At 51.3% G+C, this 13,593-nt stretch carries 14 protein-coding genes; 10 read left to right on the top strand and 4 right to left on the bottom strand.

Annotated elements, in window-relative coordinates; translation table 11 throughout:
- Positions 1–131: 131 nt before the first annotated feature.
- The 4 genes from purC to cbiT form a co-directional block, all read right to left on the bottom strand.
- Positions 132–857, bottom strand: coding sequence for a phosphoribosylaminoimidazolesuccinocarboxamide synthase (gene purC / locus R6U67_RS09090; protein WP_410252254.1), 726 nt, complete (start codon positions 855–857; stop codon positions 132–134).
- Between the two features lie 76 nt (positions 858–933).
- Complete coding sequence (locus R6U67_RS09095) at positions 934–2,619, bottom strand: ATP-binding protein (protein WP_410252255.1); 1,686 nt, start codon at positions 2,617–2,619, stop codon at positions 934–936.
- Positions 2,620–2,741: 122 nt separating this feature from the next.
- The gene (locus R6U67_RS09100; RefSeq protein ID WP_410252256.1) at positions 2,742–3,671 is read right to left on the bottom strand and encodes a phosphatidate cytidylyltransferase; all 930 of its coding nucleotides are present in this window, start codon (positions 3,669–3,671) and stop codon (positions 2,742–2,744) included.
- 201 nt (positions 3,672–3,872) lie between these two features.
- A complete protein-coding gene (gene cbiT, locus R6U67_RS09105) occupies positions 3,873–4,484 on the bottom strand; it encodes a precorrin-6Y C5,15-methyltransferase subunit CbiT (RefSeq protein WP_410252257.1) in 612 nt (203 codons plus the stop codon).
- 209 nt (positions 4,485–4,693) lie between these two features.
- Here cbiT and ychF point away from each other — a divergent pair, with 209 nt between their 5' ends.
- The 10 genes from ychF (at position 4,694) to R6U67_RS09155 (ending at position 13,408) form a co-directional block, all read left to right on the top strand.
- Entirely contained in the window at positions 4,694–5,785 is a 1,092-nt protein-coding gene (gene ychF / locus R6U67_RS09110; RefSeq protein WP_410252258.1) for a redox-regulated ATPase YchF, read from the top strand.
- A gap of 281 nt (positions 5,786–6,066) precedes the next feature.
- Complete coding sequence (locus R6U67_RS09115; protein ID WP_410252259.1) at positions 6,067–6,408, top strand: phage holin family protein; 342 nt, start codon at positions 6,067–6,069, stop codon at positions 6,406–6,408.
- Between the two features lie 353 nt (positions 6,409–6,761).
- On the top strand, positions 6,762–6,974 hold the full coding sequence (locus tag R6U67_RS09120) for a hypothetical protein (protein ID WP_410252260.1): 213 nt from the start codon (positions 6,762–6,764) through the stop codon (positions 6,972–6,974).
- A gap of 274 nt (positions 6,975–7,248) precedes the next feature.
- Positions 7,249–7,467, top strand: coding sequence for a hypothetical protein (locus R6U67_RS09125; protein WP_410252261.1), 219 nt, complete (start codon positions 7,249–7,251; stop codon positions 7,465–7,467).
- A 121-nt stretch (positions 7,468–7,588) separates the two neighbouring features.
- Positions 7,589–8,098, top strand: a complete 510-nt coding sequence (locus R6U67_RS09130; protein ID WP_087705779.1) for an inorganic diphosphatase — start codon at positions 7,589–7,591, stop codon at positions 8,096–8,098.
- A gap of 100 nt (positions 8,099–8,198) precedes the next feature.
- Positions 8,199–8,612, top strand: coding sequence for an aspartate 1-decarboxylase (gene panD, locus R6U67_RS09135; RefSeq protein WP_410252262.1), 414 nt, complete (start codon positions 8,199–8,201; stop codon positions 8,610–8,612).
- A 21-nt stretch (positions 8,613–8,633) separates the two neighbouring features.
- Entirely contained in the window at positions 8,634–9,599 is a 966-nt protein-coding gene (gene thiL, locus R6U67_RS09140; protein WP_410252266.1) for a thiamine-phosphate kinase, read from the top strand.
- 297 nt (positions 9,600–9,896) lie between these two features.
- Positions 9,897–11,336, top strand: a complete 1,440-nt coding sequence (locus R6U67_RS09145) for an ATP-binding protein (protein WP_410252263.1) — start codon at positions 9,897–9,899, stop codon at positions 11,334–11,336.
- A 115-nt stretch (positions 11,337–11,451) separates the two neighbouring features.
- The gene (locus R6U67_RS09150) at positions 11,452–12,519 is read left to right on the top strand and encodes a branched-chain amino acid aminotransferase (protein ID WP_410252264.1); all 1,068 of its coding nucleotides are present in this window, start codon (positions 11,452–11,454) and stop codon (positions 12,517–12,519) included.
- A 7-nt stretch (positions 12,520–12,526) separates the two neighbouring features.
- A complete protein-coding gene (locus R6U67_RS09155; RefSeq protein ID WP_410252265.1) occupies positions 12,527–13,408 on the top strand; it encodes an EI24 domain-containing protein in 882 nt (293 codons plus the stop codon).
- The last annotated feature ends 185 nt before the right edge of the window (positions 13,409–13,593 follow it).

Consider the following 13,593-nt stretch of genomic DNA (forward strand, 5'->3'; position numbering starts at 1 on the left):
GGCAGCCAAGTTGAGACCGTTTTTAGACAGTTTATTGAAGACAAATTATAATCAGAAAACCTTTATTTTACAGGCTTTTCTACAACTAATTTTGTCTTGTTTTATCTGTCTTTGTTGGGTCTCATTTCCGGTCATACCTGATCGAGGATGCGTGTTAAAACTTGTTCGTAAGCATCTTCAACATGGCCGAGATCTTGCCGAAAACGATCTTTATCCAAGACACGCCGTTCAGTATCTTCTTCAAGACGATCCCAAAGGCGACAGGTATCGGGACTGATCTCATCGGCTAAGACGAGAGTGCCATCGGCAAGTTTGCCAAACTCTAGTTTGAAATCGACGAGCGTAATTTGACAACGGGTGAGGACAGTTTGCAGATGTGCATTAATGGTGAGGGCCATCTCTCGTAGTTGCTCAATCTCCTCAGGACTCGCTAGATTCAATAGACGTAGGCGATCGTTCGTCAGTAGAGGATCGCCTAGCTCATCATTTTTATAGAAAAACTCCACCAGAGGCGGGGTAATAGGCGTTCCCAGGCTCAAGCCAGTTTGCCGACAGAGGCTTCCGGCGGCTCGGTTGCGCACTACCACTTCCAAGGGAATAATTTGCACGCGCTTGACGCGCATTTGGGTTGGCTGCGGGGTATCAATCCAATGGGTGGGAACCCCCAAGGCTTCGAGTTGTTGAAACAGCCGGGTTGAGATTGTACAGTTGATTTCTCCTTTACGGGCGATCTGCCCTCGTTTGGCGGCATTGAACGCCGTGGCGTCATCTTTAAATTCAGACAGGAGAATTTCAGGATCGTCTGTACTGTAGAGAATTTTGGCTTTACCTTCGTAAAGTTTGCGCGGTTGGGACATTCAAGTAACCTATGGCTGAACGATGGCTGAACGATGGCTGAATGAGTCGTTGACCGTTTGATTTTACACCGTCTCGTCATTTTGGCGCGTCATCCTGGGATGAGCCAATGGGCAACTCGACGAGGAACTCGGTTCCGGTTTCCCAGTCACTGTTCAGGTTTTGGGGATCTTGGGAAACGACGCGAATCCGGCCGTGGTGGGTTTGAATAATTTGGTAGCAAATGGATAACCCCAGGCCCGTACCGGTGCCGACGGGTTTGGTGGTAAAGAAGGGGTCGAAGATTTTAGCTTGCAGGCTCGGTTCAATGCCGCGTCCGTTGTCGCGAATGGCCACGAGAATGCGATCGCCCTTGAGGACTTTGGTACGAACGACGATTTGCGGTTTAGACTCATCACGACTTCCATCTCGCAGGCCCGGATCGAGAACGGCATCGATCGCATTGCAGAGTAAGTTCATCCAGACTTGATTGAGTTGAGCCGGATAACCATAAATTTTAGGTAAGGGTTCATACTGTTTAATCAGGTCAATTTTACCCTGAATGCGATGATTGAGAATGGCTAAGGCGCTTTCAATTCCTTCTTGAACGTTAGCCTGTTTAAACTGGGCTTCATCAAGGCGGGAAAAGTTGCGTAGAGATAAGACCAGTTTGAGGATTCGTTCTGCCCCTAATTTCATGGAATCGACAATTTTGGGCAAATCGGCGGTAATAAAATCCAAGTCAACGGCTTCAATTTCGGCGGCGATTTTAGGCGGTGTTTCGGGGATTTCTTCTTGATACATCCTCATCAACTCTAGTAAGTCTCGCACATAGTTATCGGTGTAGGCGAGGTTCCCGTAAATGAAATTAATGGGGTTATTAATTTCATGCGCCATGCCGGCCACCATCTGCCCGAGGGCATACATTTTCTCGGATTGGACTAACTGACTTTCCGCCCGTTGCCGTTCTCGTAGGGCTTCTTCGAGTTCTTGGGTTTTTTCTAACAGTCGGGCTTCACTGCGTTGTAGGGCTTCTTCCGAGCGTTTGCGATCGCTGACATCGACCCCCACCACCACGGTGGCTCGTCCTTGGTCATATTTCTGAGCGGCTGTAATGTAATAGCGAGGTTGTCCTCGAACATTCGCTTCAACTAACTGGGTGTGATAATCAACGTTTCCTGCCAAAAAGTCCTTGACAAAATCAACAAATTCAGGGCTATTTTTTAAAAATCCTAATTCCTTGCCCACAAAAGCATCCGGGGGCATATTATAACTCGCTGCGAGGTGACGATTAACCCCGAGATAATGCCCATCCTGACTAATCCAAGACACTAAGCCGGGTACAGCATCGAGAACCGCCCGCAGTTGGTCTTTAGCCCGCTGAACTTCCCGGGCGATGGAGGCTCGTTCCGATAGATAGCGAAAGACGGTACAGTGATAGGCGCTCTCGTCAGCAACCAGATAACTGGTGGTCACTTCGACCTCAATCGAGTCTTGATTGGCGCAGCGATAGACGGCTTCATGTTCTAAGACTTCTTGTTGACGTAGGCGATCGAGATAGTGGGGCCAATCCTCTTGACTCAGGGCGCAATCAATCCGCCAGAGTTGGCCTTGAAGAAGTTGAGGGCGATCGTAGCCTAGCAAACGACAGGCCGCATCATTGGCATAGAAGATATCCCCATTGAGATCACTCAGCAGCACCGCATCGGCCATGCGATCAAGAGATAACTGAGCCAGTTGTCCAAGATTGGGCATTTTTGCCGGGTTTAAGGGGCCAGCCGCCATAGTTACCTCCACTCACTCAGGTCGAGAAGGATGCGATCGGGGATCGCGTCGATGCAGATTTGGGGTGGGAACAAGTGAGACACAAAGAAACAGATTGCAGTAATAGATTGCCGTCGAAATGGCTAGTTTAGCAAGGGTAACAGCAGGGTGACAAAGTAATAGACCAGGGGCGCGGTAAAAATATAGCTGTCGGTGCGATCGAGAATTCCCCCATGACCGGGGATGAGTTGTCCAGAATCTTTGACCCCAGCATCGCGTTTCATCATCGATTCGGTTAAGTCGCCCATCAAGCTCCCTAAGCCAATTATTAGCCCGATCGCGGCTCCCGTCCAGAGCCAATAGTGCCAACTCAGAAGCTGCGCCCCCAAAATGCCTACAGCGGTACTCCCTCCAATGCCAAAAACGGCTCCTTCAACGGTTTTTTTGGGACTCACCGCCGATAAACGAGTGCGACCGAAGGTTTTACCAAAAAAATAGGCGCCAATATCTGCGGCCCAGATGCAAAGAAAGGCCAACACTGTAATACAAAACCCTTGTGACAACCAAGGAGCGGGGGTCGTCGCCGTCCAAGGGCTAACGCTCCAGCCTAACCCCCACAGAGGCGCACCACTGGCAATGGTAACGCCTGTATCTGGTAGAGGAATGGCCGCCTGGGGAAAGGCCAGTTCACTGAGTTCGAGACGGATGCGAATCCAATAACTCGGCAAGAGTCCCCCATAGAACAGGCCTAAAATCGAGGTGGAGATATCGGCAATCGACGCCAGTTTGGGCTGAAAGAGGAGATAGGCACAAATCACCGCCCCCAAGAGGGGAAAGAGGACGTTCACCAGCTCCGGGGCGATCGCAGCCGTCAACAGTAGAACTTGTGAGAGAACGAAGGTCGTTTTCGCCGCCGGAATCAGACCCTTGGCTCGGACTAGCTGAAAATACTCCCGCTGCCCTAAGAAGGCAATTGCGGCAAAAAATAAGACAAACGACCATCCGCCGAGAATGGTGGCAACTAATGCCACAATAATGGCGACAATGCCACTGACGAGCCGAGACCAAGACATAATATTAAAATCGTATTTGAACTAACGTGTTGAATGGCTAAACGCAGAAACATGGGGGACAGGCTAAACCCAGGTTGGGGCCGTTGAAACTGCCGTTGTTTCTCTTACCTTTATTTCATTATCCCAGGCTTAACCGTATCTTAAGCCCAGAGGATGGCGAGAATGTTTTGACAACGTCCTCAACCGCGATCAAGACGGCCGTCAGCCGATTTTCTCACCACTGAGGACAAAAATGGGGCTAACAGCCGCCAGAACCTGATGTGTCCCTCGGGTTTCGAGCCGGTTCACCGCCGATTGCACCACTTCAATCTGACGAACTTGTAATTGGGCAAAGGCTTCGGAAATCTGATAAAGGCTTTCGAGGTTCCCGGCGGTGGCGACGATGCGGCCACCGGGTTGCAACACGTCCCAAACCGCTTGCAAAATCTCGCTGATGGCTCGTCCTCCTTCAATACAGGCGTGGCTGGGGCGAGGAGCGAGGGGTTTGAGACAGTCGGGGGCGCTTCCTTCGATGACTTGGACATTCTCAACGCCGAAGCGATCGCAATTGCGGCGAATTAACCCGGCTACATCTTCATCTCGTTCAATGGCCATAATTTGGCCCTGACGGCACAGTAAACCGCTTTCAACGGCGATGGTTCCCGTACCGGCGCCAATATCCCAGAGAATGGCATCATGAGTCAGGCGCAGTTGTGAGAGCAAAATCAGACGCACTTCCCGTTTACTCAGCGGGATACCCGGAAGTCGCTCAAACAAGTCATCGGCAATTCCAGGGGTGACGTAGGGCCAGAGGGAGGTGGATTCAGGGGACATGATACAGTCGCAGAGAAAGGACAGACGGGAAACCCAGTTCAAGGAGTTCAAGGGCGTTTGAACGGCTTACAGCACGGTAGGACGTTAATCTCGATGAGATTCACACTCAGATCGATTCACACTCAGATCAAATCTCAGGTTAAACTAGCAAAGCGACTCTTGTAGCCACAAGGATCTCAGCTCAATACGCTTACACCATTTTCATCAATATGCTCAGAGCCGGAATTGTCGGACTTCCCAACGTGGGAAAATCGACGTTGTTTAATGCCCTCGTTGCCAATGCCAAAGCCCAAGCGGCAAACTTCCCCTTTTGTACCATTGAACCGAATGTGGGGGTGGTAGCGGTTCCGGATGACCGTCTTGGCAAGTTGGCGACGCTGTCTGAGTCTGAGCAGATTGTGCCGACACGCATGGAGTTTGTCGATATTGCTGGCCTCGTCGCCGGGGCTAGTCAGGGAGAAGGCCTGGGAAATCAGTTTTTGGCCAATATCCGGGAAGTCGATGCGATCGTTCATGTGGTGCGCTGTTTTGAGAATGACGATATTATCCATGTGTCCGGGTCGATTGACCCAGTGCGCGATATTGAAGTCATCAATCTGGAGTTGGGGTTAGCGGATTTATCGCAACTTGAACGCCGCATCGATCGCACCCGCAAACAGGCTCGTAAGGACAAGGACGCCGCCTTTGAGCTAACGGTACTCGAAAAACTGGTTGAGGCGCTCAATGAGGGCAAATCCGCCCGGAGTGTCTCGCTGACCGAGGAGGAAGAGGCGGCGATTCAAGCCCTCAATCTCCTCACCCGCAAACCGATTATTTACGCCACCAATGTCTCGGAAGAGGATTTGGCGCAGGGGAATCCCTGGGTTGAACAAGTCCGTGAGGTGGCAGACCAGGAACAGGCCCAGGTGGTGGTGGTTTCAGCTCAGGTGGAGTCGGAGTTGATTGAACTTCCTCAAGAAGAACGTCAAGATTTCTTGGAGTCTCTAGGGGTCAGTGAGGGCGGTCTCCAGTCCCTGATTCGTGCCAGTTATGATTTATTGGGCTTGCGGACGTATCTTACCACGGGACCCAAGGAAACTCGCGCCTGGACGATTCGCGCTGGCATGACGGCCCCTCAAGCGGCGGGGGTGATTCATACGGACTTTGAACGGGGCTTTATTCGCGCTGAAACCATTGGCTGTGAGGAGTTGTTGGCCTTGGGTTCGATGACGGCGGCCAAGGAAGCGGGCAAAATCCGCAGTGAGGGCAAGGATTATCTGGTGCAAGAGGGGGATGTGTTGTTGTTCCGGTTTAATGTTTAGGCAAGAGGCAAGAGGCAAGGGGCATAACCCACCCCTAACCCCTCCCAAGAGGGGAAGGCAAGAGGCAAGGGGCATAACCCACCCCTAACCCCTCCCAAGAGGGGAAGGCAAGAGGCAAGGGGCAAGAGGCAAGGGGCAGCAGGCAACAGACGTAACCGATGTTGGGGCGTACCCTGGGGGTTGCTCGCTCTCTTGGGTGGGGAAAATACTGTCTTTGGAAGGATGTTGAAGCGGCTAAAATTGGCTTTAATGGAGGGTGATGTTACCAAGAGGCTTGTCCTATGGATCTAATTGTCACCTGGCTCATTATGTCTGTGAGCTTTTTCATTATCTCTAAACTGCCTCTCGGGGTAGAAGTGGATGACCTAACGACGGCGTTGGTTTCGGCGGCGGTGTTCGGTATCCTTAATGCTTTCCTGAAACCGGTTTTTGTGGTTTTGGGCTTCCCAGTCGTGGTCCTCACCTTCGGACTGTTTATGCTTGTGATTAATGCAATCATTTTTGGGTTGGCGGCTTGGCTGGTGAGTGGTTTTCGCCTGCGGTGGGGCATTTGGAGTGCTTTGCTGGGTTCGATCGCCCTCAGCTTAATCAACTCGATCCTCACTCAGCTTTTGGCTGCCTAGTACTCTGAGATGATGGGTGTTCTTGACTCGGCTCTGACCGGGTTCAAGGCTCTGTTTTTCAACAGTTTTAGAATAACGTTAGAACAACGTTAGAATAACGTTAGAACAAGTAAATAATCAATGGTTTGATTAGCAAAAAGGGCTAAATTATCAAGTTAAATTTGGGTTAAATTTCGATTGAATTTGAGTTTGCTATGGATTTAAGTTGAGAGTTAGCCCTTTATTGATAGAGTTGTCAGTGACCGAAATCACAATCCTGGAATGGCCCGGCACTGAGTCAGGATGTTATGCTAAACGATGTATGCTAAAAAATGATAGTAAACCTGTTTGTCATTCGTTAAATTATCCTAACAATGGAGACCTCAATTGATTGCGCGACAGCCTGTGTGAATGGCTGTGTTTTGGGAGATGACTGCCCGAATCGTGAATATGCGGCATCGGCGACGAAATTTATTGATAACACGTCTTTAGATCAGATTCACGATATCGCTGAGGCGGCTCGCAGACGCAAACTCAGCGAACCCCCGAAATGGGTCATCCCTGACTTTCTCGATTCTGATTCCTAGATTCAGATCCCTTAACGGTGTTTTGATTTGGGGCTAAATTGGGCCTTTGGGTCAGTGTTAGCCCATCGCAGGGAAACTCCGTGAAACGCCAGCGAAATGTTAAGGAGTCTTAACGTTGAGTGCAGGTTAGGCTTTGAGTTTCGCGAACGGTTCGGGATTTTACCCCGGTTTTGTTGGCTCAGTAACAGTCGACAAGCGTAAGGTTCACTAGGATGTTTTCAGATACTGATTTTTGTATCTGCTCTTTGCAAGCGTGTGTTAAGAACAAGTGTTTATGGAATCGGATAGTCAATCGGCTCGTTTAGAACAACCTCCGGGAACGGGACTGGCCCAATGGGTGGGAACGTTAATTGCGGTGTTGACGTTGACGTTGCCCCTGTTGATGATTTTTGTCTACTCAGCGAGAACCGTGAATCTCCCAGCGTCGGAGGTGTCGCAGGGGGGCGATCGCATCGGCCAACTGGTGAACCTGCGGTTGGCGGCCAAGCGGTGAGACCGTTTGGGGTTAAAATGATTGGGTTTGACAGCCGACTCTCGGTTCTGTCGGCTGTGCCACGGTGGAGAACTCTATCGTGGGCCGATTATGTCAACTCAGTCAGTTTAGGAGCTTACCTGTGGATTTATCGCGTATTCCCGCTCAACCCAAACCCGGCCTCGTGAATGTCTTGATTGAAATCGCTGGCGGAAGTAAGAACAAGTATGAATTTGATAAGGACTTAGGCTGTTTCGCCCTCGATCGCGTCCTGTTCTCGTCGGTTCACTATCCCTTTGACTACGGGTTCATTCCCAACACCCTCGCCGATGATGGCGATCCTCTCGATGGGATGGTGATGATGGATGAACCGACGTTCCCCGGCTGTGTGATTACGGCTCGTCCCTTGGGAATGTTAGAAATGATTGACGGCGGCGATCGCGATGAGAAACTGCTCTGCGTTCCCGCTGAAGACCCTCGCTATGCTGAATATACCTCGTTGGAGAATGTGGAGAAACATCGTCTCGACGAGATTGCTGAGTTCTTCCGTACCTATAAAAACTTAGAGAAGAAGGAAACCGAAATTCTCGGCTGGAAAGATTTAGATGCGGTTAAGCCCCTGATCGATGAATGCGTCAAAGCTTACAAGTAAAATTGAATTAGGGCCAGGACCCGAGTTCCCGAAAATGGAACCGGGTTCAGGCCATTCAATGCTTGTTCACGCCTGAAGCCAGAGTCACCGAGTCACTATTATGCAGCGATCGCTCCTGTACGCCAAACTCCATAACTGCACTCTAACCGGGTCAAATCTTGACTATATGGGGAGCATTAGCATCGATCGCACCCTCCTCGATGAAGTGGGGATTGTTCCCTATGAACAGGTGCAAATTGTCAATGTTAACAATGGCCAGCGATTGATGAGTTATGTCATCTCAGCACCTCCCCAGTCAGGATTGATTGAACTCAACGGTGCAGCGGCTCGCTTGGGGATGAAGGGCGATCGCCTGATTATTATGGCCTATGCTCAGTTTTCCGCCGAAGAACTGCAACATCATCAGCCGAAGGTGGTGATTCTCGGCCAAGATAACTGCATTGAAGCCGTGCATCATTATCCTCATCCCTTGGCGGCGATCGAGCATCACACCGCTGAAGCCCAACTGGTGTAGTCTGGGATGATGTCTGGGATGATGCAGATTTGGCAATTGGGGGAACAGGGGCTGTTGCAACGATTGCAGCGGTTTTGTCCCCCCGATATTATCGGTGATGATGCAGCGGTGTTGTCGTTTCCCCCACAGCAATCCCTCGTTGTCACCTCAGATACCCTCGTCGATGGTGTTCATTTTAGCCCCCAAACCACGGCTCCCGAGGATGCGGGTTGGCGAGCCGTGGCGGCCAATCTCTCGGATTTAGCGGCGATGGGAGCCGAACCTTTGGCCATTACCGTGAGTTTGGCTCTTCCTCGGGAGACTGAGGTGGCTTGGGTTGAGGCACTGTATGGGGGCATGGCCGCCTGTTTAGAGCGGTTTGCGACGCCTCTGGTGGGGGGGGATGTCTGTCGTTCGCAGCAGGCTGTGATTGCGATTACGGCGTTTGGCTCGGTGACGCGGCCCATCTATCGTCATCAGGCTCAGGTGGGGGATGCGATCGCCGTCACTGGACCCCACGGAGCTGCCCGAGCCGGGTTAGAATTGCTTCTCCAGGACGGTCAGTGGCGCGATTTAGACCCACAAATCCGTCAAAACTTCATTTGCGCCCATCAGCGACCTCTGCCCCGTTTAGACCTATTAGCGCCTCTGAAACAGTTGGGGGTTGAGCGGTTGGCGGGGATGGATAGTTCCGATGGTTTGGCTGATGCGGTGCTTCAACTGGCTCGTGCGAGTGGGGTTAAGGCCCAGTTGTGGGGCGATCGCCTGCCGATGCCAACGGGGTTATCGGAGATGGTAGACTCAGACCAAGCTCGGGATTGGCTATTATGGGGCGGTGAAGATTTTGAGTTGGTGTTGTGTTTAGCACCTGAGGCGGCTGAGCGGTTGAGCCAGGTGGTTGAGGGCGTCTCCATTATTGGTGAGATAGTAGCGGGACAAGGGGCTGTCTTGCAATTGGGCGATCGCCTCGAAACCCTGGCGATGGACTCAGGCTTTTGTCATTTTTAGGACTGCATAAAACGGCATCAATAACAGTAGTCTTTGATACAAGAAATCATCTCAGACCTTCGCTATAGTAGTGTTAGGGATATTATTCTTTCAATTGTCGATTAAATCCTAAATCCTTGAACCTTCTAAGCGAGAATTGGCTGAAATTTGACTAAATGAGTCGTTTGAGTTAATCCCATCTCATCATCTCGGTCAGGGAATGACGATAACGCTCAGATTAACAAGATAATGGGGAATCCTAAACTGAGTGGTTTAGATGGGATAGCTCCTCGAAGTTGGAGCGAGATAAAACATCATATGGAGCAGTGGAAAACGACCCAAGCCGTCAATGCGGCCATTGTGAACATCAGCGGCCGTCAACGGATGTTATCACAACGGATTGCCATGCTCTCATTACGATGGGGCTGTAGTCAAAATCAGCAAGAACGAGCGAAACTTCGCCAAGAACTCGAAGATTTGCGGGAGTTAATGGAACAATCCCATGAAGGGTTATTAACGGGAAATCCTAAACTGCATCTTCCCGGCAATCCCTCGGAAATCGTCCGTCAAATGTATTTTGAGCCTCCCTGGGAAGTTGATCGGCAAGTTCGAGATTATCTCGATCAACTTCGACAGTTGTTGCAGACGGATGAGCAGGAGATTACCCCAGAGCAGCCCAACGTACAAGCGATATTAGAGGCGGCTTCAACCACATTGCTGCCCGCTTTAGATGCGGTTGTGAGTCAATATCAACGCGAAAGTGAAGCCGAGCAAGCTATCATTACCGAGCACCAAATTCAACTGTATCAGCAAAGTTGCCGGGCGGCGGAACAGGCCCAAAAACAAGCCCAGGAATTGGAACTGGCGTTGGCGGAACTGCACGATATTCAGTCGAAGTTACTGCAAACGGAAAAAATGTCAAGTTTGGGGCAATTGGTGGCGGGAGTGGCCCATGAGATTAATAATCCGATTAACTTTATTTCTGGGAATATCAGCCATGCGTCAGCCTATGTGACGGATTTGTTGCATCTGTTGCGTTTGTATCAAGCCGCCTATCCAGCCACAGCGACGATTCAAGCCGAAGCCGAGGCTATGGATCTCGAATTTGTGCAGGAGGATATTGTTAAACTCTTGGAGTCGATGAAAACCGGCAGCGATCGCATCCGGCAGATTGTCACCTCCCTGAAAACCTTTGCCCGTATGGATGAAGCGGACTATAAACGGGTGGATATTCACGAAGGCATTGATAGCTCCCTGCTGATTTTACAACATCGTCTCTATGCCCAGGGCGATCGCCCCCCCATCGAGGTTCGCCGTCACTACAGTCCCATTCGGGCCATTGACTGTTACGCGGGCCAACTCAATCAAGTCTTCCTGAATATCCTCAATAATGCCATTGATGCCCTCGATGAACGCGATCGCCGTCGTCGCCGCGAGGATATACAGGCCAACCCCAGTTTTATCGAAATCTATACCTGCACTCTGCCCAAAAACTGGGTGCAAATTCGCATCTGTGACAACGGCATCGGGATTCCCGAATCTCACCGTTCGCGAATCTTTGACCCCTTTTTTACCACCAAACCCGTTGGCCGGGGAACCGGACTCGGGATGTCCGTCAGCTATCAGATCGTCGCTGAACTCCACGGCGGCAAACTCGACTGTATCTCCAAACTGGGACAGGGAACAGAATTTATCATCGAGATCCCCATGCAGACCCTCTCAACCCCCCGGCCTCCCTCGGTGGCCCAGGTTCCTTAGAGGCAACCTGAGAAACAAGATCAACTTTAGGCCGGCATTTGATACCGTAGAGAGACATCACTTGTCCTCCCAAACGCGGTTGGCGGGACGGAACAGCAGGTTTTACTCAAAGACTATGGCAGCGCAAACCTATCCTATCGAGATTAAACCCGTATCAGAATCCCGACTTCGGGGACTGGACATTAACAACGTTCCCTTCGGTCGCCTGTTTAGTGACCATATGCTAGTGGCCACCTACGACGAGGGAACCTGGAACCCGGCGACGATTCTCCCCTACGGCAAATTGGAGATGTCCCCATCCATTTCCGCCCTGCATTACGGACAAGCGGTGTTTGAAGGCATGAAAGCCTATCAGGGACCCGCTGGAGAAGCCTTGCTCTTTCGTCCCCAAGCCAATTTTGAGCGTATCAATCGTTCAGCGGCGCGACTTTGTATGCCTCCAATTCCCGAGGAGATTTTCCTGGATGGCCTCAAGGAGTTAGTGCGTCTCGATCGCAACTGGATTCCCACCCGCCCCGGAAGCGCCCTCTATATTCGCCCCATTTACTTCGCCACCGATGAGTCCGTGGGTTTGCGGCCTTCTCAACGCTATACCTTGGCGATTATCTGTTGTCCGGTGGGGGCGTACTATGCTGAACCGGTGAAACTGACGGTGACGCGGGAGTATGTGCGGGCCTTTCCGGGGGGAACCGGGGCAGCGAAAGCCGCCGGAAACTATGCAGCCAGTCTTTTAGCCGATCGCCAAGCCAAGCAACAGGGCTATGATAATGTCCTCTGGCTCGATGGGGTGGATCAAACCTATATTGAAGAGTGCGGCACGATGAATGTCTTTTTCGTCATCGATGGAGTGGTGGTGACACCGCCGCTGGGAGGGACGATTTTACCGGGAATTACCCGCGATAGTATTATTACGCTGCTGCGAGAACAGGGGGTTCCGGTCGAGGAACGGCGGATTGCCTTGACTGAGATTTTGGCGGCCCACAAGCAAGGACGTTTACAGGAAGCCTTTGGGGCGGGAACAGCGGCGACCATTGCCCAGATTGAAACCATCGCTATTGATGGAGTGGAATTGAATCTGGAGGTGACGGGAGATCAGCAATATGGGGCGCGGTTGCTGAAACATCTCGATGAGATTAAGACGGGGAAACGGGAAGATAGCCACGGTTGGACGATGCGAGTGTAGGAGAGTTATGACGGAGAAATCCCGCGACAATTGGTTTTATCGGCTGCTGGATCTGCCTGTGGGCTTCGTTGCGGGGGCCTTGTATCCTCTTAAGGCGATCGCCCTCGTTTCTCGCCACCGTCGACTCTGGGGCTATATTCTTTTTCCCATCCTCTTAAATCTTGTGGTTGGGGTGGGACTCTATATTGGTTTGTTGCGGCCAGGATTGACGCGGGTTGAGGATCTGGCGACGGATTTGGATACTCAGATCACCACTTGGATTGCCAATTTACCCTCCTGGTTGGGTTGGCTTGATGTGACTGGGGAGCTTTTAGGATGGTTCTTACAGGCATTATTGGTGGTTGGATTACTGGTGGCAACGGGGCTGTTGTTGGTGCAATTTGGAGCCATTTTAGGGTCTCCTTGGTATGGGCAGTTGTCGGAGGAGTTGGAGAAGCTGAAAACGGGCAAAGTCACCACCTATGAACAGGGGGTATTGGTGATTTTTAAGGATATTTGGCGGGCCTTAGCCTTTGAGGTGAAGAAACTCCTGTTGGCGTTGGGGTTAGGGATGCTGTTGTTTTTGGTGAATGGGGTTCCCGGTTTGGGAACTCTGGTGGCGGGTATTGGTGGGGTGGCGATCGCGGCTTTGATTGTCTGTCTGGATTTCTTGGATGCGCCTTTAGAACGTCGCCGGTTACGGTTTCGCGATAAGCTCAAGATTGTGTTTGGGGGACTTCCGGCGACGGGAACGTTTAGTGTGGTGTCGTTGGTTTTGGTGAGTCTTCCCTTTGTCAATCTATTAGCGGTTCCGATTTGTGTGACGGCGGGAACGCTGTTGTTCTGCGATCGGATTTATCCTAGACGTTTTGCGGCTAAGGAAGAAGATCGGCCCTCTCACTCAGATTGAACTGCTGGTTCGCCTCTTAGGGATTCATCTCTCGATGACTCCAACCGCCATCCTCCTGACGCTCATAGAAATAGCGATTTTGCGGTTCGCCTCGCAATTTCAGCCAATCGACGCGGAGGGGTTCGAGTAAGAGGAGTGTGAAGCTGTCTAAGGGGGTTTCAGGATTGGGGGGAGGAACTTGGAAC

It is taken from the genome of Sodalinema sp. (genome assembly GCF_046483825.1).
Lineage (GTDB): Bacteria > Cyanobacteriota > Cyanobacteriia > Cyanobacteriales > Geitlerinemataceae > Sodalinema.

Coding starts and splice junctions, on each gene's coding strand:
- thiL (WP_410252266.1), top strand. CDS start 8,634: ATGCAGATTTGGCAATTGGGGGAACAGGGGCTGTTGCAACGATTGCAG.
- ychF (WP_410252258.1), top strand. CDS start 4,694: ATGCTCAGAGCCGGAATTGTCGGACTTCCCAACGTGGGAAAATCGACG.
- R6U67_RS09150 (WP_410252264.1), top strand. CDS start 11,452: ATGGCAGCGCAAACCTATCCTATCGAGATTAAACCCGTATCAGAATCC.
- R6U67_RS09100 (WP_410252256.1), bottom strand. CDS start 3,671: ATGTCTTGGTCTCGGCTCGTCAGTGGCATTGTCGCCATTATTGTGGCA.
- R6U67_RS09155 (WP_410252265.1), top strand. CDS start 12,527: ATGACGGAGAAATCCCGCGACAATTGGTTTTATCGGCTGCTGGATCTG.
- cbiT (WP_410252257.1), bottom strand. CDS start 4,484: ATGTCCCCTGAATCCACCTCCCTCTGGCCCTACGTCACCCCTGGAATT.
- R6U67_RS09145 (WP_410252263.1), top strand. CDS start 9,897: ATGGAGCAGTGGAAAACGACCCAAGCCGTCAATGCGGCCATTGTGAAC.
- panD (WP_410252262.1), top strand. CDS start 8,199: ATGCAGCGATCGCTCCTGTACGCCAAACTCCATAACTGCACTCTAACC.
- purC (WP_410252254.1), bottom strand. CDS start 857: ATGTCCCAACCGCGCAAACTTTACGAAGGTAAAGCCAAAATTCTCTAC.
- R6U67_RS09125 (WP_410252261.1), top strand. CDS start 7,249: ATGGAATCGGATAGTCAATCGGCTCGTTTAGAACAACCTCCGGGAACG.
- R6U67_RS09115 (WP_410252259.1), top strand. CDS start 6,067: ATGGATCTAATTGTCACCTGGCTCATTATGTCTGTGAGCTTTTTCATT.
- R6U67_RS09120 (WP_410252260.1), top strand. CDS start 6,762: ATGGAGACCTCAATTGATTGCGCGACAGCCTGTGTGAATGGCTGTGTT.
- R6U67_RS09095 (WP_410252255.1), bottom strand. CDS start 2,619: ATGGCGGCTGGCCCCTTAAACCCGGCAAAAATGCCCAATCTTGGACAA.